Source organism: Mesorhizobium sp. AA23 (assembly GCF_001672435.1).
In the GTDB taxonomy this organism is placed as follows: domain Bacteria; phylum Pseudomonadota; class Alphaproteobacteria; order Rhizobiales; family Rhizobiaceae; genus Mesorhizobium.
In genome coordinates this window covers 22,919-47,857 of record NZ_LYTP01000005.1, presented here as the reverse complement: position 1 = coordinate 47,857, position 24,939 = coordinate 22,919, and the positions used below count along the sequence as shown (strand labels likewise).

The following is a 24,939-nucleotide window of genomic DNA, read 5'->3' as shown; positions in this document are numbered from 1 at the left end:
TCGCTCAAATCGGTGGGGAGACGGGTCGCTCTCCCTTGAATGTCCGCGAAGAGACGCCAACAGGGAGTGATGTATGGCCACCGCCGCCAGAAAAGCGCCTGCCAAGTCCAAATCCAGATCCGACGGCAAATCGTCGGCCCTTTCCACCCCCAAGCCAGCCGACTTCACCAAAGAAGAAGAGCTCTCCGCCTACCGGCACATGCTGCTCATTCGCCGCTTCGAGGAGAAGGCGGGCCAGCTTTACGGCATGGGCTTTATCGGCGGCTTCTGCCACCTCTATATCGGCCAGGAGGCCGTCGTTACCGGCATGAAGATGGCGCTGATCGAGGGCGACCAGATGATCACCGCCTATCGCGACCATGGCCACATGCTGGCTATGGATCTGTCGCCGCGCGGCGTCATGGCCGAGCTCACCGGGCGCCGTGGCGGCCTGTCGAAAGGCAAGGGCGGCTCCATGCACATGTTCTCCAAGGAGAAGCATTTCTATGGCGGCCACGGCATCGTGGGCGCGCAGGTGTCGCTGGGCACAGGCCTGGCCTTCGCCAACCGCTACCGCGACAACAAGAATGTCTCGCTGACCTATTTCGGCGACGGCGCCGCCAACCAGGGCCAGGTCTATGAAAGCTTCAACATGGCCTCGCTGTGGAAGCTGCCGGTAATCTACATCATCGAGAACAATCGCTACGCCATGGGCACATCGGTGTCGCGCTCATCCGCCGAGACCGACTTCTCCAACCGCGGCGCTTCCTTCAAGATTCCCGGCATGCAGGTCGACGGCATGGACGTTCGCGCGGTCAAGGCAGCCGGCGACGTCGCCGCCGAATGGTGCCGCGCCGGCAACGGCCCGCTGATCCTCGAGATGCAGACCTATCGCTATCGCGGGCATTCGATGTCCGACCCGGCGAAGTATCGCTCCAAGGAAGAAGTGCAGAAGATGCGCTCGGAGCACGACCCGATCGAACAGGTCAAGGCGCGCCTGATCGATAAGAGGTGGGCGAGCGAAGACGATCTCAAGGCCATCGACAAGGAGGTCCGCGACATCGTCGCCGACGCCGCCGAATTTGCCCAGCACGACGCCGAGCCGGATCCGTCCGAGCTCTGGACCGACATCGTACTCTAAGGAGGGCACGGACATGCCGATCGAAATTCTCATGCCCGCTCTCTCGCCGACGATGGAAGAGGGCAATCTTTCCAAGTGGTTGAAGAACGAAGGCGACAAGGTCGTCGCTGGCGACGTCATCGCCGAGATCGAGACCGACAAGGCGACGATGGAGGTCGAAGCCGTCGATGAAGGCACGCTCGCCAAGATCGTGGTTCCGGCCGGCACCGAAGGCGTCAAGGTCAACGCGTTGATCGCCGTGCTTGCGGTCGACGGCGAAGACGTCGACAAGGCCGGCGAAGGCATCGGCGAAGAAGAGCCCAAGGCTGAAGCGGCCGCGCCGGCACCGGCGCCCGCCGCGGCCAAAAGCGAGGCGGCTGCGCCTGTCGCCGCCGCGCCGAAGGCGGAAGTCGCGGCCGATCCGGACATCCCTGCCGGCACCGAAATGGTCTCGACCACGGTGCGCGAGGCGCTGCGTGACGCGATGGCCGAGGAAATGCGCCGCGACGGCGATGTCTTCGTCATGGGCGAGGAAGTTGCCGAATACCAGGGCGCCTACAAGATCACGCAAGGCCTGCTGCAGGAGTTCGGGCCGCGCCGCGTCGTCGATACCCCGATCACCGAGCATGGCTTTGCCGGCGTCGGTGTGGGCGCGGCGATGGCAGGCCTGAAGCCGATCGTCGAGTTCATGACCTTCAACTTCGCCATGCAGGCGATCGATCAGATCATCAATTCGGCCGCCAAGACACTCTATATGTCCGGCGGCCAGATGGGCGCGCCGATCGTCTTCCGCGGCCCGAACGGCGCCGCGGCCCGTGTCGCCGCCCAGCACTCGCAGTGCTACGCCGCCTGGTACAGCCACATCCCCGGCCTGAAAGTGGTGATGCCTTACACGGCCGCCGACGCCAAGGGCCTGCTCAAGGCCGCGATCCGCGATCCGAACCCGGTCATCTTCCTCGAGAACGAGATTCTCTACGGCCAGTCCTTCGACGTGCCGAAGCTCGACGATTTCGTGCTGCCGATCGGCAAGGCGCGTGTGCACAAGCAGGGCAGGGACGTCACCCTCGTCTCCTTCGGCATCGGCATGACCTATGCGGTCAAGGCCGAGGCCGAACTGCGCGGCATGGGCCTTGACGCCGAGATCATCGATTTGAGAACCGTCCGTCCGCTCGACTTCGATACCATCATCGCCTCGGTCAAGAAGACCAACCGGCTGGTCGTGGTGGAGGAAGGCTTCCCGCAGAGCTCGGTCGGCGACCACATCGCCAGCCAGGTCTCGCAGCGCGCCTTCGACTTCCTCGATGCGCCGGTCATCACCATCGCCGGCAAGGATGTGCCGATGCCTTACGCGGCGAACCTCGAAAAGCTGGCGTTGCCCAATGTCGGCGAGGTCGTCGAGGCGGTCAAAGCCGTCACCTATCGCTGAGCCGGTCGGGAGGACAACATGCCAATCAACATCACCATGCCGGCTCTCTCGCCCACCATGGAAGAGGGCAATCTCGCCAAGTGGCTGGTCAAGGAAGGCGATCATGTTGCGCCCGGTGACGTGATCGCGGAGATCGAGACCGACAAGGCGACGATGGAAGTCGAAGCCGTCGATGAGGGCACAGTCGCTAAGCTGGTCGTTCCGGCAGGCACCGAAGGCGTCAAGGTCAATGCGGTGATCGCCATTCTGGCAGGCGAAGGCGAGGACGCCGGTGCTGCCGCAAAGAGCGATGGCGGTGCGGCGCCCAAGGCGGAGGCTCCGAAAGCGGACCCTGCGAAGGCCGAGGCCCCCAAGGAAGCGCCGAAGCCGGCGGCCGCGCCGGCGAAGGCCGAGCCTGCACCGGTCGCCAACGGCCACGCCGGCGGCGAGCGCGTGTTCGCCTCCCCGCTCGCCCGCCGCATCGCCAAGGATGCCGGTGTCGACGTGAAGGGGCTTAGTGGCTCCGGTCCGCATGGCCGCGTGGTGAAGGCCGATGTCGAGGCGGCGATCGCTTCCGGCGGCGCCAAGGCTGCGCCTGCCGGCAAGGCTCCTGCCGGTGCGCCTGCAGGCGCTCCTGCCCCCGCGCCGAAGCCGATGTCGGACGATCAGGTGCTGAAACTCTTCGCCGAAGGCTCCTACGAGCTCGTCCCGCACGACAATATGCGCAAGACCATCGCGCGCCGCCTGGTCGAAGCCAAGAGCACCATTCCGCATTTCTATCTGACGCTCGATTGCGAGCTCGATGCGCTGCTCGCGCTGCGCACGCAGCTCAACGCCGCGGCCCCGATGCGGAAAACCGAGAAGGGCGAGGTCCCGGCCTACAAGCTCTCGGTCAATGACATGGTGATCAAGGCGATGGCGATGGCGCTGATGGCGGTGCCGGACGCCAACGCCTCCTGGACCGAAAACGCCATGGTCAAGCACAAGCACGCCGATGTCGGCGTCGCCGTGTCGATACCCGGCGGCCTGATCACGCCGATCATCCGCCACGCAGACGAAAAGACGCTGTCCGTCATCTCCAATGAGATGAAGGATCTGGCAAGCCGTGCCCGCAGCCGCAAGCTGAAGCCCGAGGAATACCAGGGCGGCACCACGGCCGTGTCCAATCTCGGCATGTTCGGCGTCAAGGATTTTGCCGCCGTTATCAACCCGCCGCACGCCACGATCCTTGCGGTCGGCGCCGGCGAGGAGCGCGCCATCGTGAAGAAAGGCGAGATCAAGATCGCGACCATGATGTCGGTGACGCTGTCGACCGATCACCGCGCCGTCGACGGCGCGCTCGGTGCGGAGCTGCTCGGCGCCTTCAAGCGCATGATCGAAAATCCGATGGGCATGCTGGTGTAAGGAAGGGACAAAGGCGGTGCGGAAATTCTTCACCAGCCTTTTAGCCTTCATTCTTTCCGGTCTGGCCGGCGGACTGGTCGTTCAAGAGCTGGCGGTCATCACCGGCGCGACAGAGGAATGCATTCTGGTCTTCGCGGCCACGGTGATGATCGTCGTTGTGGTCACGGTCGGCTTCTTCCTCGTTCAATTCCGAGGCAAGCCGGTGCGGGCGCTCGATGGGATGCTGTGGCTGCTGCTTGCGCTTTTCTGTCTCGGGCTGCTGGCGCTGGTGGGCTGGACGTTTTCGGTGCCGGCCGAGAGCCGGGCGACCGCAAATGACCTTTCGATCGTTTCCGGGCTGATCCTGCCGGGCGTAGCGGCGATCATCGTGCAATGGCCGCGCTGGCAACTCAAGCGCTCGGCGGCGGCATTCGGCTGGGGGACAACCGCATGAAGACAATTCTCTGCTATGGCGACTCGCTGACCTGGGGCTACGACGCCGGCAGCCTCGGCCGCCATGCGCTGGGGGACCGCTGGCCGAGCGTTCTCAAGACGGCGCTGGGCGACGGCATCGAGGTCATCGCCGAAGGGCTGAACGGCCGCACCACTGCCTTTGACGATCACCTCGCCGGTGCCGACCGCAACGGCGCGAGAATGCTGCCGACGATCCTCACGACGCACGCGCCGCTCGACCTGATCATCATCATGTTGGGCGCCAACGACATGAAGCCGTGGATCCACGGCAATCCCGTTGCCGCCAAGCAGGGCATGCAGCGCCTGATCGATATCGTGCGCGGCCACGACTATCCGTTCGACTGGCCGGCTCCGCAGATCCTCATTGTCGCGCCGCCCGCGGTGACGCGCACCGAGAATGCCGAATTCAAGGAAATGTTCGCCGGCGGCGATGACGCCTCGAAGCGGCTGGCGCCGCAATATTCCTCGCTTGCCGACGAGGCCGGCTGCGGCTTCTTCGACGCCGGCTCCGTCGCCGTCACCACGCCGCTCGACGGCGTCCATCTCGATGCCGAAAACACACGCAAGATCGGCAAGGCGCTGGCACCGCTGGTGCGCGTCATGCTGGAACTCTAGAAAATCAGGGAGAAACCCGTGGCTGAATCCTACGACGTCATCATCATCGGTTCCGGTCCCGGCGGCTATGTCACGGCGGTGCGCTCCGCCCAACTCGGCTTCAAGACGGCGATCGTCGAGCGCGAGCATCTCGGCGGCATCTGCCTGAACTGGGGCTGCATCCCGACCAAGGCGCTGCTGCGTTCGGCCGAGATCATGCACTATTCCGATCACCTCAAGGATTACGGGCTGAAGCTCGAAGGCGGCAAGGTCAGCGCCGACACCGCCGCGGTCGTCGACCGCTCGCGCAAGGTCTCGCTGCGGCTGAATGGCGGCGTCGCCTTCCTGATGAAGAAAAACAAGGTCGACGTCATCTGGGGCGAGGCCAAGCTTTCGAAGCCGGGTGAGATCGTAGTCTCCAAGACGGCCAAGAAGGCCATGGAGCCGCAGCCGCCGGCGCCGAAAGGCGTCAAGGGCGAGGGCACCTACACCGCCAAGCACATCATCCTCGCAACCGGCGCGCGGCCGCGCGCGCTGCCTGGCATCGAGCCGGACGGCAAGCTGATCTGGACCTATTTCGAGGCCATGGTTCCGAAGGAGATGCCGAAGTCGCTGCTGGTGATGGGCTCGGGCGCCATCGGCATCGAGTTCGCCTCCTTCTACCGCACCATGGGCGCCGATGTGACCGTGGTCGAGCTTTTGCCGGCGGTGATGCCGGTCGAGGATGCCGAGGTCTCGAAATTCGCGCAGAAACAGTTCGAGAAGCAGGGCATGAAGATCATCCTGGAAGCCAAGGTGACCAAGGTCGAGAAATCAGCCAATTCGATCACCGCGCATGTCGAGATGAAGGACGGCAAAGTCGAGAAGATCACGGCCGGCCGCATGATCTCGGCCGTCGGCGTGCAAGGCAATATCGAGGGCCTCGGCCTCGAGGCGCTCGGCGTCAAGACGGATCGCGGCTGCGTCGTGGTCGACGGCTACGGCAGGACGAACGTGCCCGGCATCTACGCCATCGGCGATGTGGCCGGGCCGCCGATGCTCGCCCACAAGGCCGAGCACGAGGGCGTGATCTGCGTCGAGAAGATCGCCAATATCCCGGGCGTGCACGCCATCGACAAGCTGAAGATCCCGGGCTGTACCTATTGCAGCCCGCAGGTCGCCTCGGTCGGCCTGACCGAAGCCAAGGCCAAGGCCGAGGGCAAGGACATCCGCGTCGGCCGCTTCCAGTTCGGCGCCAACGGCAAAGCCATCGCGCTCGGCGAGGACCAGGGCTTCATCAAGACCATCTTCGACAAGAAGACCGGGCAGCTGCTGGGCGCGCATATGATCGGCGCCGAGGTGACCGAGCTCATCCAGGGTTTCGTCGTGGCGATGAACCTGGAGACCACAGAGGAAGAGCTGATGCACACGATCTTCCCGCATCCGACCCTGTCGGAGATGATGAAGGAAAGCGTGCTCGACGCCTATGGCCGCGCTTTGAACGCATGATAGACTGCTCGCGCGAGACTCAGACGCGGCAGCCGGAGGATTCTGAGGGCAAAGCAGTTCGTATCCGGATGCATTTTCACCTGATCAAGGAGGAATTGGCATATGGACGTGAATGGCGTGGGCTGGATAGCAGCCATCATCATCGGAGGCTTGGCCGGATGGCTCGCCGAAATGGTCATGAAGAGCAACACCGGCATCTTCATGAACATCATTTTGGGTATCGTCGGCGCGATCGTTCTGAATGCGATCTTACAGGCTCTCAACATCCAGTCCTTCGGCGCCGGCTGGTTCGCCTATCTCATCACCGGTTTCATCGGCGCCTGCCTGCTGATCTTTGTCGGCCGGCTGGTACGGCGCTGAGCCCCAGCGAAGTCCGTTATGCGAAAATGGCCGTGGCGGCATGCGCCGGCGTGGCCTTTTTCTTTATTCCGAAAAGTCCTAGATGACGCAGACAGGCGGCCGCGACGCGGGCGGCCGCGAAGGGTTCGAAATGGTCACTGTTCTCGACACGATCGCCAATGCGCCGCGCCCGCGGCATCCCGAAAAGGCGCACAGGCCGGACCAGGAAGTGCTGCGCAAGCCGGACTGGATCCGCGTCAAGGCGCCGGTTTCGAAGGGTTACGCCGAGACACGCGAGATCGTGAAGTCGCACAAGCTGGTAACGGTGTGCGAGGAGGCCGGATGTCCGAACATCGGTGAATGCTGGGACAAGAAGCACGCCACCTTCATGATCATGGGCGAGATCTGCACGCGCGCCTGCGCCTTCTGCAATGTCGCCACCGGCATCCCGACCGCCCTCGACGCGGACGAGCCGGCGCGTGTCGCCCATGCGGTCAAGCAGATGGGCCTCAGCCACGTCGTCATCACATCGGTCGACCGCGACGACCTCGACGACGGCGGCGCGCAGCATTTCGCCGATGTCATCCACGCCATCCGCGCCGCCGCGCCTTCAACGACGATCGAGATCCTGACGCCCGACTTCCTGCGCAAGGACGGCGCGCTTGAGATCGTCGTTGCCGCCAAGCCCGACGTCTTCAACCACAATCTGGAAACCGTGCCGTCGAATTACCTGACGGTGCGGCCCGGCGCCCGCTACTTCCACTCGATCCGGCTGCTGCAGCGCGTGAAAGAACTCGATCCGTCGATCTTCACCAAGTCCGGCATCATGGTTGGCCTCGGCGAGGAGCGGAACGAAGTGCTGCAGCTCATGGATGACCTGCGTTCGGCAAATGTCGACTTCATGACCATCGGCCAATACCTGCAGCCTTCGAAGAAGCACCATCCGGTGATCCGCTTCATCACGCCGGACGAGTTCAAGTCCTTTGAGACGATCGGCAAGACGAAGGGCTTCCTGTTGGTGGCTTCGAGCCCGCTGACGCGCTCCTCGCATCATGCCGGCGAGGATTTCGCCAGGCTGCGCGCGGCGCGCGAGGCGCAGCTCAAGAAGGCCAGCTGACGCTTTCATGCCGAAATTCGAAGCCACCCGCCGCGTCGCCTACACGCCGGAACAGATGTTCGCGCTGGTGGCGGATATCGAGACCTATCCGCAATTCCTGCCGCTCTGCGAGGCGCTGACGGTGCGCTCGCGCAAGGAGCGCGACGGCCGCACCATCCTCGTCGCCGACATGAGCATCGGCTACAAGGCGATCCGCGAGACCTTTACGACGCAGGTGCTGCTGAAGCCCGACGAGAACGCCATCGACGTCAAATACATCGACGGCCCGTTCAAATATCTCAGCAACATCTGGCGCTTCGATCCGGCCGATGGCGGCTGCGAAGTGCATTTCTTCATCGACTACGAATTCAAGAGCCGCATTCTCGGCGCGCTGATGGGCACGATGTTCGATCGCGCCTTCCGCATGTTTTCCGAAGCATTCGAGAAGCGAGCGAACGTGATCTACGGCGCAGCGCAAGGCACGCCTGATCCGCGGATAGCCTAGTCCAGCGCTCGCAGGCCAAGCTGCAGCGCGTGCCGGACCGTCTCGTGGCGGATGAATTCGCGCCCCTTATGACCAAACAGCTGGCGCTCGACGACGACCGGCTGGCCGGCAAATGCCATCCCGAACCAGACGAGACCCACCGGCTTTTCCGACGAGCCGCCGCTCGGGCCGGCAATTCCGGTGACGGCAAGGGAGAGGCTCGCGCGCGAATGCGTCAGCGCGCCCGCAGCCATCTCCCTGACCGTCTCACCCGAGACCGCGCCATGCGCCTCAAGCGTCGCCGCGGAGACGCCGAGCATCTCCATCTTGGCTTCGTTGGAATAGGTGATGAAGCCGCGATCGACCACCGCGGAAGAGCCGGCAATGTCGGTCAGTGCTGCAATGATCAGACCGCCGGTGCAGCTCTCGGCCGTGGCCAGCATGATGCCGCGCTGCTGACAAGCCTGGAGCAGGGCGTTGGCTAATTCCGCGTTGCTCATGCCGGCACGTCTCCCGGATAGACGACGCTGGCGGTCGCGATCGCCGCAATGCCTTCGCCGCGCCCGACAAAGCCGAGCTTCTCGTTGGTCGTCGCTTTGATGGAAACGCGTTCCGGCGCAATGCCGAGCATCGCCGCCAGCGCCGCCGTCATCGCCTCGCGATGCGGCCCCACCCGCGGCGCCTCGCAGATCAGCGTGATATCGGCATTGGCGATGCGCCCGCCGCGCTCGCGCACCAGCGTCGCCGCATGCTCGACGAAGATTTTCGAGGCAACGCCCTTCCATTGCGGGTCCGACGGCGGGAAATGCGTGCCGATGTCGCCGGCGCCGCAGGTGGCGAGCAACGCATCGGTGAGCGCATGAAGCCCGACATCGGCGTCCGAATGGCCGGAGAGTTTCCGGTCATAGGGGATAGTGACCCCGCACAGAGTGACATGGTCGCCCGCTTCGAACGCGTGCACATCGTAGCCATTGCCGGTGCGGATGTCCGGAAAGCGCGGCAGCGCATTTGAGAGCCGCTGGTCGGCCATCGCGATATCCCTTGCCCAGGTGAGCTTGATGTTGTCCGGCGAGCCCTGGACGATCTTGACCGGAATATGCGCCCATTCGGCGATCGCCGCGTCGTCGGTGAACTCGCTTTTGCCGAGATGATGCGCCTTCTCGTGCGCCGCCAGCAACGGCCAGAACGGGAAGCCTTGCGGTGTCTGCGCCGCGTGCAGGCCGGCCCTCGACACCGTCTCCTCGATCATGCCCTCGGCCGATTCCCGCTTGAGCGTGTCGGCGACGGGCAGCGCCGGCAGGGCGCCCTGGCGCTCGCCGATGGCCTCGATGGTTCGGTCGATGAGCCCATGATCGACAAACGGGCGCACCGCGTCATGCACCAGCACCTTTGCCGGCGCCTGCTCCCTCAGCGCCAAAAGTCCCAGCCGGACGGAAGCCTGGCGGGACGGACCGCCCATGACGATGAGCGTGTGCGTAGCATTAGCTCCCGCCGCGCGCTCGAACAGCTCGCGGTCGTCGGCGTGGATCGCCACCACCACTGGCCCGACGGCTGGATGTGACAGGAATCTTTCCAGCGTATGCGCAATGACGGCGCGTCCGCCGATGCGCTGATACTGCTTCGGCCCCTCGGCCTGTCCGGCACGGGCGCCGCGGCCGGCGGCGACAATGACCACGCCGACCTTGCCGTCCGGTTTTTCACTTGTGTCAGTCATGGCGAGAGGCTTAGTCGCGGCTGGCAGGGAAGGCCAGCATTTTCCAAAATGCGCCTTAATGTGACGTCATTGCGCGTTGCACAATGGCTTGCATCTGGCTACACAATGTGCAGCAATCGAACATGCTTGGTTTTTGTGCATGCCTGAATTGACCACATTGGCTTCGCCGCTCGACGTCGGCGGCGTAAGGATACGCAACCGCGTGTTCCTGGCGCCGATGTCCGGCATAACCGACGAGCCGTTCCGTCAGCGTGCGCATGCGCATGGTGCCGGGCTGGTCGTGTCGGAAATGGTGGCGAGCGGCGAACTGGCCAAGGGAAGGGCCGGCTGCGATCTGCGCATCCGCCATTCCGGGCTGCCCGTCCATATGGTGCAGCTTGCTGGCCGCGAGGCAGCGCACATGGCCGAGGGCGCGCGAATCGCGGCGGGCGAGGGCGCCGACATCATCGACATCAACATGGGCTGCCCGGCAAAGAAGGTGACGGGCGGCTATGCCGGCTCGGCGCTGATGCGCGATCTCGATCACGCGCTCTCGCTGATCGAGGCGGTGGTCGATGCCGTTTCGGTGCCGGTGACGGTCAAGATGCGGCTCGGCTGGGACGAAAGCGCGCTCAACGCGCCGATGTTGGCGCGCCGCGCCGAGCTGGCCGGCGTGCGCATGGTGACCGTCCACGGCCGCACGCGCTGCCAGTTCTATCAGCGTAAGGCCGATTGGCGCGCCATTGCGCGCGTCAAGGAAGCGGTCTCGATCCCGGTGGTGGCCAATGGCGATGTCGGCTCGCCGGAAGAGGCTGCGACGATCCTGGATCAATCAGGCGCCGACGCGGTGATGATCGGCCGTGCCCATTACGGCGCGCCGTGGACCGCCGGCAGCATCGCGGCAGCCGCCGCTGGCATGTCTGCAACCGATATTCCCGAAACGCCCAAGAGGCTCGCTGACTACGTGGTTGCGCATTACGAGGACATGCTCTCGCTCTACGGCGTCGAAAGCGGGCTCCGCCAGGCGCGCAAGCATCTCGGCTGGTATCTGGACAGGCACGCGACTCGTGCTTCGGCGGAACGGCGCAAGCACATCCTCACTTCCTTCGAGCCGGCTGAAGTGATCGCCGGGCTGCGCCAAGCCTTTACCGAAAGCGCGGCATCGCCAGAATTGCGGAGCGCGGCATGAATACGAACCTCCCACAGCCGGCCGACACCGCGGATGCCGCCAATATCGTGCTGAACACCATTCGCCGCCCGGTGATCATGGTCGATGCCGACGGCTTCATCACCTTCGCCAACGCGGATGCAGAGGATTTCTTCCGCTCCAGCGCGACCATGCTGGCGCGCAACACGTTGTCCAAGCTGGTCCCGTTCGGCAGTCCGCTGCTCACCTTGGTCGACCAGGTGCGCGAGCGCCGCGCGCCGGTCAACGAATACCGCGTCGACGTCTCTTCGCCGCGCCTCGGCATCGAGAAGATGGTCGACCTCTACGTCGCCCCGGTGCCGGAGTTTCCCGGCTCGGTCGTGGTGATGTTCCAGGAACGGTCGATGGCCGACAAGATCGACCGGCAGATGACACATCGGGGTGCCGCCCGTTCTGTCACCGGCCTGGCGGCCATGCTGGCGCATGAGATAAAGAACCCGCTCTCCGGCATCCGCGGCGCGGCGCAACTGCTCGAGCTCTCGGCCTCCGACGAGGACCGTGCCCTCACCCGGTTGATAACCGACGAGACCGACCGCATCGTGTCGCTGGTCGACCGCATGGAAGTGTTTTCCGACGAGCGGCCGATCGAGCGCTTTCCCGTCAACATCCATGTCGTTCTGGATCATGTGAAAGCGATCGCCAAGAACGGCTTTGCAAAAAAAATCAAGATCTTGGAGGAATATGATCCATCGCTTCCTCCAGTCTATGCGAACCGTGACCAGCTGATCCAGGTGTTCCTCAACCTGGTCAAGAACGCCGCGGAGGCGATCGGCGCCGACCCGCAGGGCGAGATCGTGCTGTCGACGGCTTTCCGGCCCGGCATCCGCGTTTCCGTGCCGGGAACGCAAGACCGCGTCTCGCTGCCGCTGGAATTCTGCGTGCACGACAACGGCCCCGGTGTTTCCGAGGACATCCTGCCGATCCTCTTCGATCCGTTCATCACCACCAAACCGAACGGCTCGGGCCTCGGGCTGGCACTGGTCGCCAAGATTGTCGGCGAGCACGGCGGCATCATCGAATGCGATTCGACGCAGCGTGGAACCACTTTCCGCGTCTTGATGCCGGCCTGGAAGGACACTTTGCCCAACGCCGGCGACGAAGCTGAAGGAGACCGCAAATGACCGTTCGCGGCAATATCCTCGTCGCCGACGACGATGCGGCGATCCGAACCGTGCTCAACCAGGCGCTGTCGCGCGTGGGCCATGAAGTGCGCGTGACTTCGAACGCCTCGACGCTGTGGCGCTGGGTGGCTGCCGGCGAGGGCGACCTCGTCATCACCGATGTGGTGATGCCGGACGAGAACGCCTTCGACATGCTGCCGCGCATCAAGAAGGCGCGACCCGAGCTGCCGGTCATCGTCATGAGCGCGCAGAACACTTTCATGACTGCCATCCGCGCCTCCGAGACCGGCGCCTACGAGTATCTGCCGAAGCCCTTCGATCTGACCGAGCTGCTCAACATCGTCAACCGCGCGCTTGCCGAGCCGAAGCGGCCGAAGCTGGATTCCCGCGCCGACGATCAGCCGGAGACGATGCCGCTGGTCGGCCGCTCGGCCGCCATGCAGGACATCTACCGCATGCTGGCCCGCATGATGCAGACCGACCTGACGGTGATGATCAGCGGCGAATCCGGCACCGGCAAGGAGCTGGTAGCGCGCGCGCTGCACGAATACGGCCGCCGCCGCGGCGGGCCTTTCGTGGCCATCAACATGGCCGCGATCCCGCGCGACCTGATCGAATCGGAACTGTTCGGCCATGAGAAGGGCGCCTTCACCGGCGCGCAGAACCGCTCCACCGGCCGCTTCGAGCAGGCCGAAGGCGGCACGCTGTTCCTCGACGAGATCGGCGACATGCCGATGGAGGCGCAGACGCGCCTGCTGCGCGTGCTACAGCAGGGCGAATACACGACCGTCGGCGGCCGCACGCCGATCAAGACCGACGTGCGCATCGTCGCCGCCACCAACAAGGATTTGCGGACCTTGATCAACCAGGGCCTGTTCCGCGAGGACCTGTTCTACCGCCTGAACGTCGTGCCGCTGCGACTTCCGGCGTTGCGAGAGCGTTCTGAAGACGTGCCTGACCTTGTCCGGCATTTCTTCAAGCAGGGCGCCAGCGAAGGCCTGCAGACCAAGCGCATTTCCGCCGGTGGCATCGAGCTGATGAAGCGCTATCCCTGGCCCGGCAATGTGCGCGAGCTGGAAAATCTGGTGCGCAGGCTCGCCGCGCTCTATTCGCAGGACGAGATTTCGGCCGAGATCATCGAGGCCGAACTGAAGACCGGCGAGCGATCTGTCGTGCCGGACGGCGGCGCGCTGATCCCCGACGACCTGTCGATCGGCCAGGCGGTCGAGCATTTCCTGCAGCGCTATTTCGCGTCCTTCGCCGGCGACCTGCCGCCCTCCGGGCTGTACCAACGCATCCTCGCCGAGGTCGAATATCCGCTGGTGCTGGCTTCGATGACCGCGACGCGCGGCAACCAGATCAAGGCGGCCGAGCTTCTGGGCCTCAACCGCAACACGCTGCGCAAGAAGATCCGCGAGCTTGGCGTCAACGTCTACAAGGCCGCCAGGCAGCCCTGACTTTGCCTTCACTTTTGGGGATTAAGTCGGGGAAAGATTTCCGTCCCGGCCACACTTGTTGCATAATCGCCACAATGCGTTGCATACATCCGACGCAATGACCGACTCTAGACGGCGATATGGCTGCTGAGGCTCCGACACTGAACCAACCGCTTTTCAGCCGGGCCGGCGTTCGCGACGGCCGCCGGCTGCTGGCGTTGCCCGGCGTGGTCGCGATCGTCGGCGCCATGATCACCGCAGCGATCTCGTTTGCAATCCTTGTCGGTGCGACCCCGATCGCGCCGAATGCAAACGCCACCTGGGCGTTGATCGCGCTCAACGCCGTCTTCGTCCTCTTCCTGATCGCTCTGATCAGCCGCGAGATCCGCCGCATCGTCATGGCCCGCAGGAACGGCCGTGCAGCATCGCGGCTGCATGTGCGCATCGTCGCCATGTTCGCGCTGGTCGCCGCGATCCCGGCGATCATGGTCGCGATCATCGCCTCGATCACGCTCGATATCGGCCTCGACCGCTGGTTCGAGATCCGCACCAAAACGATCGTCAATTCGTCGCTGTCGATCGCCGATGCCTATGTCCAGGAAAATGCCCGCAACCTGCAGGGCACGACCCTGTCGATGGCCTACGACCTCGATGCCTCGCGCACGCTCTACGGGCTCGACCGCACCGGCTTCCTCGACCTCATGAACAAGGAGGCCGTCGGCCGCGGACTGGCGCATGCGGCGCTGATCAAGCCTGACGGCTCCTTCGTCATGAGCGCCAAAACCGACGCCGACTTCGCCATGCCGGAGCCGCCCCCTGGCGCGGTCAACACGGCCGCCGACGGCAAGCCGGTGCTGATCGAGCCGCGCACCCGCAACATCATGGGCGCCATTGTCAAGTTGCGCGAGATCGAAGGTCTTTATCTCTACACGATCCGGCTCGTCGACCCGGACGTTATCAAGGCGCGGCAGATCGTTCGGTCGAACACCGACGAGTATCGCGGACTGGAAGAGAACCGTCGCACTTCGCAAGTCGCGTTCGCGCTGCCCTATCTGTCGCTGACCCTGATCGTCATCCTGTCGGCGATCTGGACCGGCATCGCCGTGGCGGATCGAATTGTCCGGCCGATCCGCCAGCTGATCGGCGCGGCCGACGAGGTGGCGACGGGCAATCTCGACGTCGCCGTCCCCGTGCGTCAATCGGACGGCGACGTCGCTTCGCTCGGCGAGACCTTCAACAACATGATCCTCGAGCTCAAATCGCAGCGCAACGAGCTGCTGTCGGCCAAAGACCTGATCGACGAGCGGCGGCGGTTCTCGGAGGCGGTGCTGGCTGGCGTGACCGCAGGGGTCATCGGCGTCGATCCGTACGGCGTCATTACCATCGCCAATCGCTCGGCCGAAACGATGCTGGCGATCTCGGCGAGTGCCGCGCTCGGACAGAACCTGTCCGCCATCCTGCCTCATGTCGGTCGCGTCTTCGAGATCGGGCGCCAATCCGGCAAGCCGGTCTATCGCGAGCAGGTGACCTTCTTCCGCGCCGGCATGGAACGGACTTTCAATGTCCAGGTCACCGTCGAGGCCGGAGACGACGGCTCGGAGGAAAAATCCTATGTCGTCACCATCGACGACATTACCGATCTCGTGCAGGCGCAGCGGTCCTCGGCCTGGGCCGATGTGGCGCGGCGCATTGCCCATGAGATCAAGAATCCACTGACGCCCATCCAGCTCTCGGCCGAGCGCATCAGGCGCCGTTACGGCAAGGTCATCACCGAGGACCGTGAAGTCTTCGACCAGTGCACCGACACCATCATCCGTCAGGTCGAGGACATCGGCCGCATGGTCGACGAATTCTCGGCCTTCGCCCGCATGCCGAAGCCGGAGATGAAGGTGATAGACCTGCGCGAGTCGCTGCGCGAAGCTTCGTTCCTGGTGGAAGTCAGCCGCTCCGACATTGCTTTCCAGCGTGATTTCGGCAACGAGCCGCTCAAGGGAACGTTCGACAGCCGCCTGATGGCGCAGGCCTTCGGCAACGTCATCAAAAACGCCGCCGAGGCCATCGACGGGCTTGATGCGCAAGACCGTTCCGACGGCACAATCCGGATTCAAGCCGGGCGCCAAGATGGCGCCATAAGAATCGATGTTATTGACAACGGCAAAGGGCTGCCGCGCGAGAATCGGCAGCGACTGCTCGAGCCCTACATGACGACGCGCGAAAAAGGCACTGGCCTTGGCCTCGCTATCGTCAAGAAGATCGTGGAGGACCATGGCGGCCGGCTCGAATTGCACGACGCGCCGCCCGATTTCCACGGCGGCCGGGGCGCGATGATCTCGATCATCCTGCCGCCGGCGGCGGTCGTCCCCGCGCCGCCACCCGGCGAAGGCCGCGACGAACACGAACGAGAAACTGAAAAGGTCGGTAATGGCGTCTGACATTCTCATCGTCGATGACGAGGAAGACATCCGCGAACTGGTCGCCGGTATCCTGAGCGACGAAGGTCACGAAACCCGCACGGCACACGATGCCGACAGTGCGCTGGCGGCGATTGCCGATCGCGCGCCACGGCTGATTTTCCTCGATATCTGGCTGCAGGGCTCGCGCCTCGACGGTCTGGCGCTGCTCGACGAGATCAAGACCATGCATCCGAACATGCCGGTGGTGATGATCTCCGGTCACGGCAACATCGAAACGGCGGTGTCGGCCATCCGGCGCGGCGCCTATGATTTCATCGAGAAGCCGTTCAAGGCCGACCGTCTCATCCTGATCGCCGAGCGCGCGCTGGAAACTTCGAAGTTGCGTCGCGAGGTCTCCGACCTCAAGCTGCGCAGCGGCGAGACCTTCGACCTGATCGGCATGTCGTCAGCGATGAGCCAACTGCGGCAGACCATCGAGCGTGTCGCGCCCACCAACAGCCGCATCATGATCATCGGTCCGTCGGGTTCCGGCAAGGAACTGACGGCGCGCGCCATCCACGCGCTGTCGGCGCGCAAGAACGGGCCGTTCGTGACGCTGAGCGCCGCCACCATCACGCCGGAACGCATGGAGATCGAGCTGTTCGGCACCGAATCGAACGGCACCGAACGCAAGGTCGGCGCGCTGGAGGAGGCGCATCGCGGCATCCTCTACATCGACGAGGTCGCCGACATGCCGCGCGAGACGCAGAACAAGATTCTGCGCGTGCTGGTCGAGCAGCAGTTCGAGCGGGTAGGGGGCACAAAGCGGGTCAAGGTCGACGTCCGCATCATCTCCTCCACAGCGCAAAACCTGGAGGCCATGATTGCCGATGGCCGCTTCCGCGAGGACCTCTATCATCGCTTGGCGGTGGTCCCCGTCACTGTGCCGGGTCTCGCCGAACGGCGAGAGGATATTCCGTATCTCGTCGACAATTTCATGAAGCAGATCGCGCGGCAGGCCGGTATCAAGCCGCGCCGCATCGGTGACGACGCGCTGGCCGTGCTGCAGGCGCACAACTGGCCGGGGAACGTGCGCCAGCTGCGCAACAATGTCGAGCGGCTGATGATCCTGGCGCGAGGCGGAGACGTCGACGCCCCGATCACCGCTGACCTTCTGCCCTCCGAGATCGGCGACGTCATGCCGCGCACACCCAACCAGTCGGACCAGCACATCATGGCGCTGCCGCTGCGCGAGGCGCGCGAGCAATTCGAGAAGGACTATCTGATCGCACAGATCAACCGCTTCGGCGGCAACATCTCGAAGACGGCCGAGTTCATCGGCATGGAGCGATCAGCCTTGCACCGCAAGCTGAAGTCGCTGGGCGTGTAAAGGCAATCCAGGAAAAGTGTGCAGCGCCGGTTGGGGTCGGCGGCTTCGCCGTACCATTCCGTCCGGAATTGCCCAAAGCCGGCTGGCCCACGCGATTGTTCATTACGGCAGCGGCGGAATCGCTTAAGAGAGCCGGACATTTCCCTGAGGTAGCCCATGCCGCGCATTGCCTATGTGAACGGGCGCTACGTCGCCCATGCCGAAGCCCGGGTCCATATCGAGGATCGCGGCTATCAGTTCGCTGACGGCGTCTATGAGGTCTGCGAGGTGGCGCGCGGCTTTATCGTCGACATGCCGCGCCATCTGGCCCGGCTTAAGCGCTCGCTCAAGGAATTGTCGATCGCATGGCCCGTCTCGGAAGGCGTCCTGCCGATGCTGCTGCGCGAGGTGGTGCGCCGCAACAACGTCGTCAACGGCCTCGTCTATCTCCAGGTCACGCGCGGCGTCGCCAGCCGTGAATTCGTCTTTCCGGCAGCCGGCACCCGTCCGTCCTTGGTTATAACCGCCCGGAAGGCCGACCCCTCTGCTGCCGCCAAGCGGGTTGAGACCGGCATCAAGGTCATCACCGTCCCGGAGAATCGCTGGGACCGCGTCGACATCAAGAGCACCGGCCTGCTTGCCAATGTGCTCGCCAAGCAGAAGGCCAAGGAAGCCGGCGCCCAGGAGGCCTGGTTCGTCGACTCCGACGGCACGGTCAAGGAGGGCGGCTCGTCCAATGCCTGGATCGTCACCCGCGACGGCGTTCTGGTGACGCGGCCGGCCGAACACGGCATCCTGCGCGGCATCACCCGCACGACACTGTTCGACGTCGCCGAAAAGCTCGGTCTGACGATCGAGGAGCGTGGGTTTTCGATCGCCGAAGCCAAGGCAGCGCGGGAGGCTTTCATCAGTTCCGCGACCACGATCGCCATGCCGGTAGTCGAAATCGACGGCGCGCCGATCGCAAACGGCCACCCCGGCTCCATGACACTTTCGTTGCGGCAGGCATTTTTTGACATTGCGGAAAAAAGTCCAGCCTGATAACCGCAAAGGTGGAATGAACCTCAACTATCTCGTTCTGCTTGTCGTTTAGGCGGCAAGAGGGGGTTTGCGCGCTTGACAGGCGCCGCGTAATTTGGCGCATTGGCCTGCAGACCGAAGGGGATCGGCGAAAGACAAAAACAATGGCGGAACGATCGCAAAACCTTCAGGACCTGTTCCTGAATTCAGTTCGCAAGAGCAAAAATCCACTTACCATCTTTCTCATCAACGGTGTGAAGCTGACCGGCGTGGTCACTTCGTTCGACAATTTCTGTGTGTTGTTGCGGCGCGACGGGCATTCCCAGCTCGTCTACAAGCACGCCATTTCCACGATCATGCCGAGCCAGCCGGTTCAGATGTTTGATGGCGAGGAAGGCCAGGGCGCCTGATTGGCACGTGAGCAGGACGCGGACCGCAGAGTTCGCGGGAAACAAGGACATCAACTTGGGCCGGAAGCCAAGGATCCGACCCGGGCCGTTGTCATTGTGCCGGTGCTTGCGCGCCAGCCGCGGGGCGATGACGATTCGAGCCGCCCGCGCCTGAGCCGCTCGGCGGATGCCCGCCACGACGAGGCGGTCGGGCTTGCCAGCGCCATCGACCTGGACCCGGTCCACACCGCGGTGGTGACGGTCACCGATCCCCGCCCGGCAACGCTGCTCGGCAGCGGCAAGGTGGCGGAATTCGCCGACATCGTGAAGGAACGCAAGGCGGAATTGGTCATCGTCGACCATCCGCTCACGCCGGTACAGCAGCGCAATCTCGAGAAGGAACTGAACGCCAAGGTGCTCGACCGCACCGGGCTTATCCTTGAGATCTTCGGCGAGCGCGCCAGGACCAAGGAAGGCACCCTGCAGGTCGAGCTGGCGCATCTCAACTATCAGAAGGGTCGGCTGGTGCGCAGTTGGACCCACCTCGAACGGCAGCGCGGCGGCGCGGGTTTCCTGGGCGGTCCCGGCGAAACGCAGATCGAATCCGACCGGCGGATCCTGCAGGACAAGATCACCAAGCTCAAACATGAGCTGGAAACGGTTCGCCGCACCCGCGACCTGCACCGCGCAAAACGCAAGAAGGTGCCATTTCCGGTAGTTGCGATCGTCGGCTACACCAATGCCGGAAAGTCGACGCTGTTCAACCGGCTGACCGGGGCAGGGGTGCTGGCGGAGGACATGCTGTTCGCCACGCTCGATCCGACGCTGCGCCGCGTGCGCCTGCCGCACGGCACGCCGATCATCCTGTCGGACACGGTCGGCTTCATCTCGGACTTGCCGACTCATCTGGTCGCGGCCTTCCGGGCGACGCTGGAAGAGGTCGTCGAGGCCGATCTCGTGCTGCATCTGCGCGATATCTCTGATCCGGACACTGCAGCGCAGGCCGAGGATGTCGAGCGCATCCTTGGCGATCTCGGCGTCGATGCCGCGGACACCAGCCGCGTGATCGAGGTGTGGAACAAGATCGACCTGCTCGACGAAGGCAATCGCGAGCGCCTGCTTGCCGAGAGCGCCGGTGGCAAGGCGCCGCCGATCGCGATATCGGCAGCGACCGGCGAGGGGATCGATGCGCTCAAGGCGCTCATCGAGGCCAGAGTGTCGGGCGAGTTGGAAACGATGACGGTGACGTTGAGCCCCGCTGAGCTCGGCCAGGTCGACTGGCTCTATCGCAATGGCGATGTCGTCTCGCGGAGCGACAATGAGGACGGCAGCGTCACCATCTCACTGACGGCCACGCACAGCGCCCGCCAGGAGATCGAGACCCGGCTGAACCGCAGGAACCACGGCTAGGCCGCTGCTTATCTTGCGTTTTTGGCCTGCTGCCAGAGGGTTTCCATCTCGTCCAAAGTCGCCTGTTCCAACGACCTCCCGGAAGCCTCCAACTCCCGCTCGACATAATGGAAGCGCGAGCGGAACTTCTCGTTGGTGCCGCTCAGCGCGGCTTCGGCATCAAGTCTCAAATGGCGGCCGAGATTGACGACGGCAAACAGCATGTCGCCGAACTCATCCTTGATGGGTGCCGCGTCGCCCGTGACCAGCGCCTCGCGCAGCTCGCCGATCTCTTCCTCTATCTTGTCGAGGATGGGTGCTGCCTCGCTCCAGTCGAAGCCGACGCGCGCAGCCTTCTCCTGCAGCTTCAACGCGCGGGTCAGCGCAGGGAGCGCAACCGGCACGCTATCGAGATAGCCCTTGCCGTGATCTTCCGGGTCGAGGCCGCGCGCGATGCGGGCGTTGCGCTTGTCGGCCTTCTCCACCGCCTTGATCTTCTCCCACATGCCCTTGGCCATGCCGGCGCTGCGCGCCTTCTCGTCGCCGAAGACATGCGGGTGACGGCGGATCATCTTGGTGGTGATCGCCTCGACAACGTCGCCGAACGCGAACTCGCCAATCTCCTGCGCCATCTGCGCGTGGTAGACGACCTGCAGCAGAAGGTCGCCCAGTTCCTCTCGCAGATCGTCGAAGTCGCCGCGCGCGATCGCATCCGCCACTTCATAGGCTTCCTCGATCGTGTAGGGGGCGATGGTGGAAAAGTTCTGCTCGATGTCCCAGGGGCAGCCGGTCTTCGGCGCTCTGAGTGCCGCCATGGTCTCGATCAGACGGGAGATGTCTTTGGAGGGTTTCATGCAACAAACCCTAGCGCGCGCCGCGGCGGGCGACCAATCCCGCCGGCTGGCAAAAGCCGATTGTCCACAGTTGCGCCGGCACTTAGTCGAGCACCGAAACGATCGCCTTGGCGAGCTCGTCCATGCCGTCCTCAGGCAGACCTGCCACATTGATGCGGCTGTCACCTACCATATAGACGGCGCGCTCGGTGCGCAGACGCTCAACCTGCGCTTCGGTGAGCCCCAGGCGGGAGAACATGCCGCGATGGCTGGCGACGAAATCGAAGCGATCGGAGTTGGATTGCCGGCGCAACGCCTCGGCGAAGGCGACACGCAGCCTGAGCATGCGCAGCCGCATCTCCTCGAGTTCCGTCTCCCAGACCTTCTTCAGATCGGCGTCTTCCAGCACCATGCGTACGGCCGCAGCGCCATGGTCCGGCGGCATCGAATAGAGCGCTCGCGCCGCTGCCAGCATCTGGCTCATAGCCACGTCGGCCTGTGCGCCGTCCTTGGCCATGATCATGGCGGAACCGACGCGGTCGCGATAGACGGCGAAATTTTTCGAGCAGCTCGAGGCGACGACCATCTCGGGCACCTTGCCGGCGAGCAGCCGCAGGCCGGCGGCATCGGCGTCGAGCCCTTCGCCAAAGCCCTGATAGGCGATGTCGACGAAAGGCAGCAGGCCGCGCTCAAGCAGAACGTCGGCAACCTTCGCCCATTGCGCAGCATCCAGATTGGCGCCGGTCGGGTTATGGCAGCAGCCATGCAGCAGCACGACATCCCCGCTAGTGGCGGTCTTGAGCGCCGCCAGCATGTCGTCGAAACGGACAGCGCCGGAAACAGCGTCGAAATAAGGATAGTCGCGCACCTGTAGGCCGGCGGCGCGCATCACCGGCAGGTGGTTCGGCCAGGTCGGATCGGAGAGCCACACCGTCGCGCCCGGCCGCGTGCGCTGCAGAAGCTCGGCCACCAGCCTGAGGGCGCCCGATCCGCCCGGCGCCTGCGCTGCGCGGATGCGCGAATGATCGGCGTTATCGCCGAAGGCAAGCCTGATCATGGCGGCGTTGAAGCCGATGTCGCCGGCGAGGCCGAGATAGGTCTTGGTCTCCTGGCCCGCGAGCAGCCGCTTCTCAGCCTCGCGCACGGCCCGCATCACCGGCGTCCTGCCGTTACGATCCTTGTAGACGCCGACGCCCAGGTCGACTTTGCCGGGGCGCGTGTCGGCGTGGTAAAGGCCGATCAACGCAAGGATCTTGTCGGCGGGCGCGGGCTGCAGGGTCTCGAACATCGATAGGGCTCCAGTGGCGGCGGAGTGATACGCAAATCGGCCGCGCTTCGCCAGCGGTTTCCTCCATATGCCGCTCGGGCGCTCGCTCACCCGAGGCCGGCGCAACTCCTCGCGGGAATCGCAAAAAGAAACGGCAGCCAGGGATTAAAATCCCCACATGCTCCGTAAACAGGGCATGAAACGGTCGATGGCACGCTTCGATATCGTCGGGCAGTTGGGATCGCTGCGGCGCTACGCGCGCTCGCTGACGCGCGACAGCGCCGATGCCGAGGATCTGGTCCATGACGCGCTGGTGCGCGCCTATGAGCGGCGCGGCACCTTTCGCTCGGGCGGCAACCCGCGCGCCTGGCTGCTGGCGATCCTGCACAACATCTTCATCGACCGCATGCGCTCGCGGCGGTCCGAGACAGCGCGCATCGAGCAGGCAGGCCGTCTCGCCGAGCAAAACATGCCGGCGTCCCAGGACCATTCGGTGCGCCTTTCGCAGGTGCGCGAAGCCTTCCTGTCGCTGCCGGAAGAGCAGCGCGCCGCGCTGCATCTCGTCGCCATCGAAGGGTTGAGCTACGCAGAGGCCGCCGAGGTCAGTGGCGTCCCGCTCGGAACCCTGATGTCGCGCATCGGCCGCGCTCGTGCGGCGCTGCGCGAGATGGAGGAGGGCGCTCCGGCGCGCGGCAAAAATCACCTGAGGATCGTGGGAGGTGAATCATGACCGCTATCGTCGATCCGGTGACCGATGCCGATCTCGACGCCTATGTCGATGATCAGCTCGACGTCGCCCGCCGCATCGAGGTCGAGGCGTTCCTGTCCGCTCGTCCCGAAGTGGCCGCGCGTGTGATGTCGGATCTCAGAACGCGCGACGAGTTGCGCGTGGCGCTGGCCGGGCCAGGCGCAATGGCGCGCCCGGCGACGACCGACGCGGCGCGTCGGCTGGAAAGGGTGCTTGCCAGGGACCGAGCCTTTTCCGTGCTGCAGCGCGCCGCGGCCGCCGCCGTGCTGGTGGCGGCAGGGTGGCTTGCGAACGGCGTCTTCGGGCCGATCGCCGTCAGCAAGGTGGTCGCCTCGACGCAGCCGCCCGCCTATGTCGAGGAAGCGGTGAGCGCCCACCGGACGACGCTGGTGCGTGAGACGATGCCGTCCCAGGCCGAGGCGCCGAATTACAATGCCGACGAGATCCGCGCCGCGACCGCGATCGTCATGCCGTCATTGCCCGACGACTGGCGGATCCGCGATGTTCAGATCTATCCGTCGCGGTTCGGGCCGAGCGTCGAGATGGCACTCGAAACGAAGGACCTCGGGCTGGTGTCGCTGTTTGCGATCAGGCCAGGCACGTTCGACGTCGTGAAGCCCACCGTCGCGCCCTTGGGCGATATTTCGTCCGCCTATTTCCAGATCGGCGAGGTCGCTTACGCCGTCGTCGGACAAGGCGATGCCGGCGATCTCGACCGGGCCGCCGAAAAGCTCGCCCGCACTCTCTATTGAAACAGCCAATCGAACCGACCAAACCAAGGAGAAACGAAATGAACAGCCCTAATCTTGGATACCGAATGGGCACCGGCGTTCGGGCCGGTGCCGTCTATGACGAGGGCCTGCGCCGGCACATGCTGCGCGTCTACAACTATATGGGCCTCGGGCTCGTCGTGACCGGCCTCGTCGCCCTTGTTGTGGCCTCGACGCCGGCGCTCTACGTCCCGATCTTCTCCACGCCGCTGAAATGGGTGGTGATGCTGGCGCCGCTCGCCTTCGTCATGTTCTTCTCCTTCAAGATGCAGACGATGTCGGCGGCGAGCGCTCAGGCGATGTTCTGGGCCTTTTGCGCGGTCATGGGCCTGTCGCTGGCTTCCGTGTTCCTGGTGTTCACCGGCACCAGCATCGCGCGCACCTTCTTCATAGCCGCCACCATGTTCGGCGCCACCAGCCTCTACGGCTACACGACCAAGCGCGACCTGACGCAGTTCTCGTCCTTCCTGATCATGGGCCTGATCGGCGTGGTGATCGCGAGCCTCGTCAACCTGTTCCTCGGCTCGACCGCGCTGCAGTTCGCCATCTCCGTGATCGGCATTGCGGTCTTCATCGGCCTGACCGCCTGGGACACGCAGACGATCAAGGAGCAGTATGCCGAGAATTTCGACGCGGAATCGCAACAGAAGCTCGCCGTCTTCGGCGCCTTCTCGCTGTATCTGAACTTCATCAACATCTTCCAGCTGTTGCTGAATTTCACCGGCGAACGCGAATAGTCCGGACCGTAGCAGGCAACAGCTTCGAACCGTGGCCGACGGGTAAACCGCTGGCCACGGTTTGTCTTTTGGCATCGTGTCGGCGTGGCAACGCTGTCGGTCGTTTGCGGCGGCTGCTTGAGGGGGTGCCGCACTGCCTGCTGCCCTTGAGATCAGGCGAGGCCTTTTGCTAGCCTGCCGGCCCGACCAGCCAGTCGCGAGGACG

General features: G+C 64.3%; 24 protein-coding genes. 20 read left to right on the top strand and 4 right to left on the bottom strand.

Annotated features, from left to right (window positions below):
* Positions 1-73 precede the first annotated feature (73 nt).
* The 9 genes from pdhA (at position 74) to A9K66_RS06555 (ending at position 8,383) form a co-directional block, all read left to right on the top strand.
* The gene (gene pdhA, locus A9K66_RS06595) at positions 74-1,120 is read left to right on the top strand and encodes a pyruvate dehydrogenase (acetyl-transferring) E1 component subunit alpha (protein ID WP_067321386.1); all 1,047 of its coding nucleotides are present in this window, start codon (positions 74-76) and stop codon (positions 1,118-1,120) included.
* 13 nt (positions 1,121-1,133) lie between these two features.
* On the top strand, positions 1,134-2,525 hold the full coding sequence (locus tag A9K66_RS06590) for a pyruvate dehydrogenase complex E1 component subunit beta (protein ID WP_067321383.1): 1,392 nt from the start codon (positions 1,134-1,136) through the stop codon (positions 2,523-2,525).
* A gap of 18 nt (positions 2,526-2,543) precedes the next feature.
* Positions 2,544-3,908, top strand: coding sequence for a pyruvate dehydrogenase complex dihydrolipoamide acetyltransferase (locus A9K66_RS06585; RefSeq protein ID WP_067321380.1), 1,365 nt, complete (start codon positions 2,544-2,546; stop codon positions 3,906-3,908).
* 16 nt (positions 3,909-3,924) lie between these two features.
* Positions 3,925-4,341 carry a hypothetical protein gene (locus A9K66_RS06580; protein WP_067321377.1) on the top strand — a complete coding sequence of 139 codons (417 nt, stop codon included), beginning with the start codon at positions 3,925-3,927 and terminating at the stop codon, positions 4,339-4,341.
* Positions 4,338-4,976 carry an SGNH/GDSL hydrolase family protein gene (locus A9K66_RS06575; protein WP_067321373.1) on the top strand — a complete coding sequence of 213 codons (639 nt, stop codon included), beginning with the start codon at positions 4,338-4,340 and terminating at the stop codon, positions 4,974-4,976. The genes A9K66_RS06580 and A9K66_RS06575 overlap by 4 nt, the downstream gene beginning before the upstream one ends.
* An 18-nt stretch (positions 4,977-4,994) precedes the next feature.
* Positions 4,995-6,443, top strand: a complete 1,449-nt coding sequence (lpdA, locus tag A9K66_RS06570) for a dihydrolipoyl dehydrogenase (RefSeq protein WP_067321370.1) — start codon at positions 4,995-4,997, stop codon at positions 6,441-6,443.
* 102 nt (positions 6,444-6,545) lie between these two features.
* Entirely contained in the window at positions 6,546-6,803 is a 258-nt protein-coding gene (locus A9K66_RS06565) for a GlsB/YeaQ/YmgE family stress response membrane protein (protein WP_067321367.1), read from the top strand.
* Positions 6,804-6,933: 130 nt separating this feature from the next.
* Positions 6,934-7,899: a lipoyl synthase gene (lipA, locus tag A9K66_RS06560; RefSeq protein ID WP_066989925.1), complete on the top strand. Its 966-nt coding sequence runs from the start codon at positions 6,934-6,936 to the stop codon at positions 7,897-7,899.
* A 7-nt stretch (positions 7,900-7,906) separates the two neighbouring features.
* The gene (locus A9K66_RS06555) at positions 7,907-8,383 is read left to right on the top strand and encodes a type II toxin-antitoxin system RatA family toxin (protein WP_066989693.1); all 477 of its coding nucleotides are present in this window, start codon (positions 7,907-7,909) and stop codon (positions 8,381-8,383) included.
* Here the strand turns inward: A9K66_RS06555 and A9K66_RS06550 are convergent.
* A complete protein-coding gene (locus tag A9K66_RS06550; protein ID WP_067321364.1) occupies positions 8,380-8,862 on the bottom strand; it encodes a CinA family protein in 483 nt (160 codons plus the stop codon). The genes A9K66_RS06555 and A9K66_RS06550 overlap by 4 nt on opposite strands.
* Complete coding sequence (locus A9K66_RS06545) at positions 8,859-10,076, bottom strand: bifunctional 2-C-methyl-D-erythritol 4-phosphate cytidylyltransferase/2-C-methyl-D-erythritol 2,4-cyclodiphosphate synthase (RefSeq protein ID WP_067321361.1); 1,218 nt, start codon at positions 10,074-10,076, stop codon at positions 8,859-8,861. The genes A9K66_RS06550 and A9K66_RS06545 overlap by 4 nt, the downstream gene beginning before the upstream one ends.
* Positions 10,077-10,215: 139 nt before the next feature.
* On the opposite strand from A9K66_RS06545, the gene dusB reads away from it, so the two are divergent.
* The 8 genes from dusB to hflX all read left to right on the top strand — a co-directional run bounded on the left by dusB (position 10,216) and on the right by hflX (position 20,400).
* The gene (gene dusB, locus A9K66_RS06540; RefSeq protein ID WP_067321358.1) at positions 10,216-11,244 is read left to right on the top strand and encodes a tRNA dihydrouridine synthase DusB; all 1,029 of its coding nucleotides are present in this window, start codon (positions 10,216-10,218) and stop codon (positions 11,242-11,244) included.
* Positions 11,241-12,383, top strand: coding sequence for a nitrogen regulation protein NR(II) (locus A9K66_RS06535; protein WP_066989706.1), 1,143 nt, complete (start codon positions 11,241-11,243; stop codon positions 12,381-12,383). Before dusB ends, A9K66_RS06535 begins: the two co-directional genes overlap by 4 nt.
* Entirely contained in the window at positions 12,380-13,840 is a 1,461-nt protein-coding gene (ntrC, locus tag A9K66_RS06530; RefSeq protein ID WP_066989709.1) for a nitrogen regulation protein NR(I), read from the top strand. The genes A9K66_RS06535 and ntrC overlap by 4 nt, the downstream gene beginning before the upstream one ends.
* A 119-nt stretch (positions 13,841-13,959) precedes the next feature.
* Positions 13,960-16,251 (top strand): PAS domain-containing sensor histidine kinase, encoded by a 2,292-nt coding sequence (locus tag A9K66_RS06525; protein ID WP_067321355.1) that lies wholly within the window; start codon positions 13,960-13,962, stop codon positions 16,249-16,251.
* Positions 16,241-17,602 carry a sigma-54 dependent transcriptional regulator gene (locus A9K66_RS06520; protein ID WP_066989715.1) on the top strand — a complete coding sequence of 454 codons (1,362 nt, stop codon included), beginning with the start codon at positions 16,241-16,243 and terminating at the stop codon, positions 17,600-17,602. The genes A9K66_RS06525 and A9K66_RS06520 overlap by 11 nt, the downstream gene beginning before the upstream one ends.
* Positions 17,603-17,758: 156 nt before the next feature.
* Entirely contained in the window at positions 17,759-18,622 is an 864-nt protein-coding gene (locus tag A9K66_RS06515) for a D-amino-acid transaminase (protein ID WP_067321352.1), read from the top strand.
* Between the two features lie 143 nt (positions 18,623-18,765).
* On the top strand, positions 18,766-19,011 hold the full coding sequence (gene hfq / locus A9K66_RS06510) for an RNA chaperone Hfq (protein WP_066989720.1): 246 nt from the start codon (positions 18,766-18,768) through the stop codon (positions 19,009-19,011).
* Complete coding sequence (gene hflX, locus A9K66_RS06505; RefSeq protein WP_067321349.1) at positions 19,012-20,400, top strand: GTPase HflX; 1,389 nt, start codon at positions 19,012-19,014, stop codon at positions 20,398-20,400. It begins immediately after the preceding gene.
* A gap of 8 nt (positions 20,401-20,408) precedes the next feature.
* Here the strand turns inward: hflX and mazG are convergent, their stop codons facing one another.
* Positions 20,409-21,233: a nucleoside triphosphate pyrophosphohydrolase gene (mazG, locus tag A9K66_RS06500; RefSeq protein ID WP_067321346.1), complete on the bottom strand. Its 825-nt coding sequence runs from the start codon at positions 21,231-21,233 to the stop codon at positions 20,409-20,411.
* An 82-nt stretch (positions 21,234-21,315) separates the two neighbouring features.
* A complete protein-coding gene (locus A9K66_RS06495; protein WP_067321343.1) occupies positions 21,316-22,500 on the bottom strand; it encodes an amino acid aminotransferase in 1,185 nt (394 codons plus the stop codon).
* Positions 22,501-22,687: 187 nt separating this feature from the next.
* Between A9K66_RS06495 and A9K66_RS06490 the strand changes: the two genes are divergently transcribed.
* Genes A9K66_RS06490 through A9K66_RS06480 form a run of 3 tightly spaced genes read left to right on the top strand, consistent with a single transcriptional unit; the run spans position 22,688 to position 24,734 of the window.
* Positions 22,688-23,209, top strand: coding sequence for a sigma-70 family RNA polymerase sigma factor (locus A9K66_RS06490; protein ID WP_245307415.1), 522 nt, complete (start codon positions 22,688-22,690; stop codon positions 23,207-23,209).
* On the top strand, positions 23,206-23,979 hold the full coding sequence (locus tag A9K66_RS06485) for an anti-sigma factor (RefSeq protein ID WP_067321338.1): 774 nt from the start codon (positions 23,206-23,208) through the stop codon (positions 23,977-23,979). Before A9K66_RS06490 ends, A9K66_RS06485 begins: the two co-directional genes overlap by 4 nt.
* A gap of 38 nt (positions 23,980-24,017) precedes the next feature.
* Positions 24,018-24,734, top strand: a complete 717-nt coding sequence (locus tag A9K66_RS06480) for a Bax inhibitor-1/YccA family protein (protein WP_067321335.1) — start codon at positions 24,018-24,020, stop codon at positions 24,732-24,734.
* Positions 24,735-24,939 lie beyond the last annotated feature (205 nt).

What these genes read in the sequence shown, in the direction of transcription:
- pdhA (WP_067321386.1), top strand. Translation starts at nt 74, where the DNA reads ATGGCCACCGCCGCCAGAAAAGCGCCTGCCAAGTCCAAATCCAGATCC.
- A9K66_RS06590 (WP_067321383.1), top strand. Translation starts at nt 1,134, where the DNA reads ATGCCGATCGAAATTCTCATGCCCGCTCTCTCGCCGACGATGGAAGAG.
- A9K66_RS06585 (WP_067321380.1), top strand. Translation starts at nt 2,544, where the DNA reads ATGCCAATCAACATCACCATGCCGGCTCTCTCGCCCACCATGGAAGAG.
- A9K66_RS06575 (WP_067321373.1), top strand. Translation starts at nt 4,338, where the DNA reads ATGAAGACAATTCTCTGCTATGGCGACTCGCTGACCTGGGGCTACGAC.
- A9K66_RS06565 (WP_067321367.1), top strand. Translation starts at nt 6,546, where the DNA reads ATGGACGTGAATGGCGTGGGCTGGATAGCAGCCATCATCATCGGAGGC.
- lipA (WP_066989925.1), top strand. Translation starts at nt 6,934, where the DNA reads ATGGTCACTGTTCTCGACACGATCGCCAATGCGCCGCGCCCGCGGCAT.
- A9K66_RS06555 (WP_066989693.1), top strand. Translation starts at nt 7,907, where the DNA reads ATGCCGAAATTCGAAGCCACCCGCCGCGTCGCCTACACGCCGGAACAG.
- A9K66_RS06550 (WP_067321364.1), bottom strand. Translation starts at nt 8,862, where the DNA reads ATGAGCAACGCGGAATTAGCCAACGCCCTGCTCCAGGCTTGTCAGCAG.
- A9K66_RS06545 (WP_067321361.1), bottom strand. Translation starts at nt 10,076, where the DNA reads ATGACTGACACAAGTGAAAAACCGGACGGCAAGGTCGGCGTGGTCATT.
- dusB (WP_067321358.1), top strand. Translation starts at nt 10,216, where the DNA reads ATGCCTGAATTGACCACATTGGCTTCGCCGCTCGACGTCGGCGGCGTA.
- A9K66_RS06535 (WP_066989706.1), top strand. Translation starts at nt 11,241, where the DNA reads ATGAATACGAACCTCCCACAGCCGGCCGACACCGCGGATGCCGCCAAT.
- ntrC (WP_066989709.1), top strand. Translation starts at nt 12,380, where the DNA reads ATGACCGTTCGCGGCAATATCCTCGTCGCCGACGACGATGCGGCGATC.
- A9K66_RS06525 (WP_067321355.1), top strand. Translation starts at nt 13,960, where the DNA reads ATGGCTGCTGAGGCTCCGACACTGAACCAACCGCTTTTCAGCCGGGCC.
- A9K66_RS06520 (WP_066989715.1), top strand. Translation starts at nt 16,241, where the DNA reads ATGGCGTCTGACATTCTCATCGTCGATGACGAGGAAGACATCCGCGAA.
- A9K66_RS06515 (WP_067321352.1), top strand. Translation starts at nt 17,759, where the DNA reads ATGCCGCGCATTGCCTATGTGAACGGGCGCTACGTCGCCCATGCCGAA.
- hfq (WP_066989720.1), top strand. Translation starts at nt 18,766, where the DNA reads ATGGCGGAACGATCGCAAAACCTTCAGGACCTGTTCCTGAATTCAGTT.
- mazG (WP_067321346.1), bottom strand. Translation starts at nt 21,233, where the DNA reads ATGAAACCCTCCAAAGACATCTCCCGTCTGATCGAGACCATGGCGGCA.
- A9K66_RS06495 (WP_067321343.1), bottom strand. Translation starts at nt 22,500, where the DNA reads ATGTTCGAGACCCTGCAGCCCGCGCCCGCCGACAAGATCCTTGCGTTG.
- A9K66_RS06490 (WP_245307415.1), top strand. Translation starts at nt 22,688, where the DNA reads ATGGCACGCTTCGATATCGTCGGGCAGTTGGGATCGCTGCGGCGCTAC.
- A9K66_RS06485 (WP_067321338.1), top strand. Translation starts at nt 23,206, where the DNA reads ATGACCGCTATCGTCGATCCGGTGACCGATGCCGATCTCGACGCCTAT.
- A9K66_RS06480 (WP_067321335.1), top strand. Translation starts at nt 24,018, where the DNA reads ATGAACAGCCCTAATCTTGGATACCGAATGGGCACCGGCGTTCGGGCC.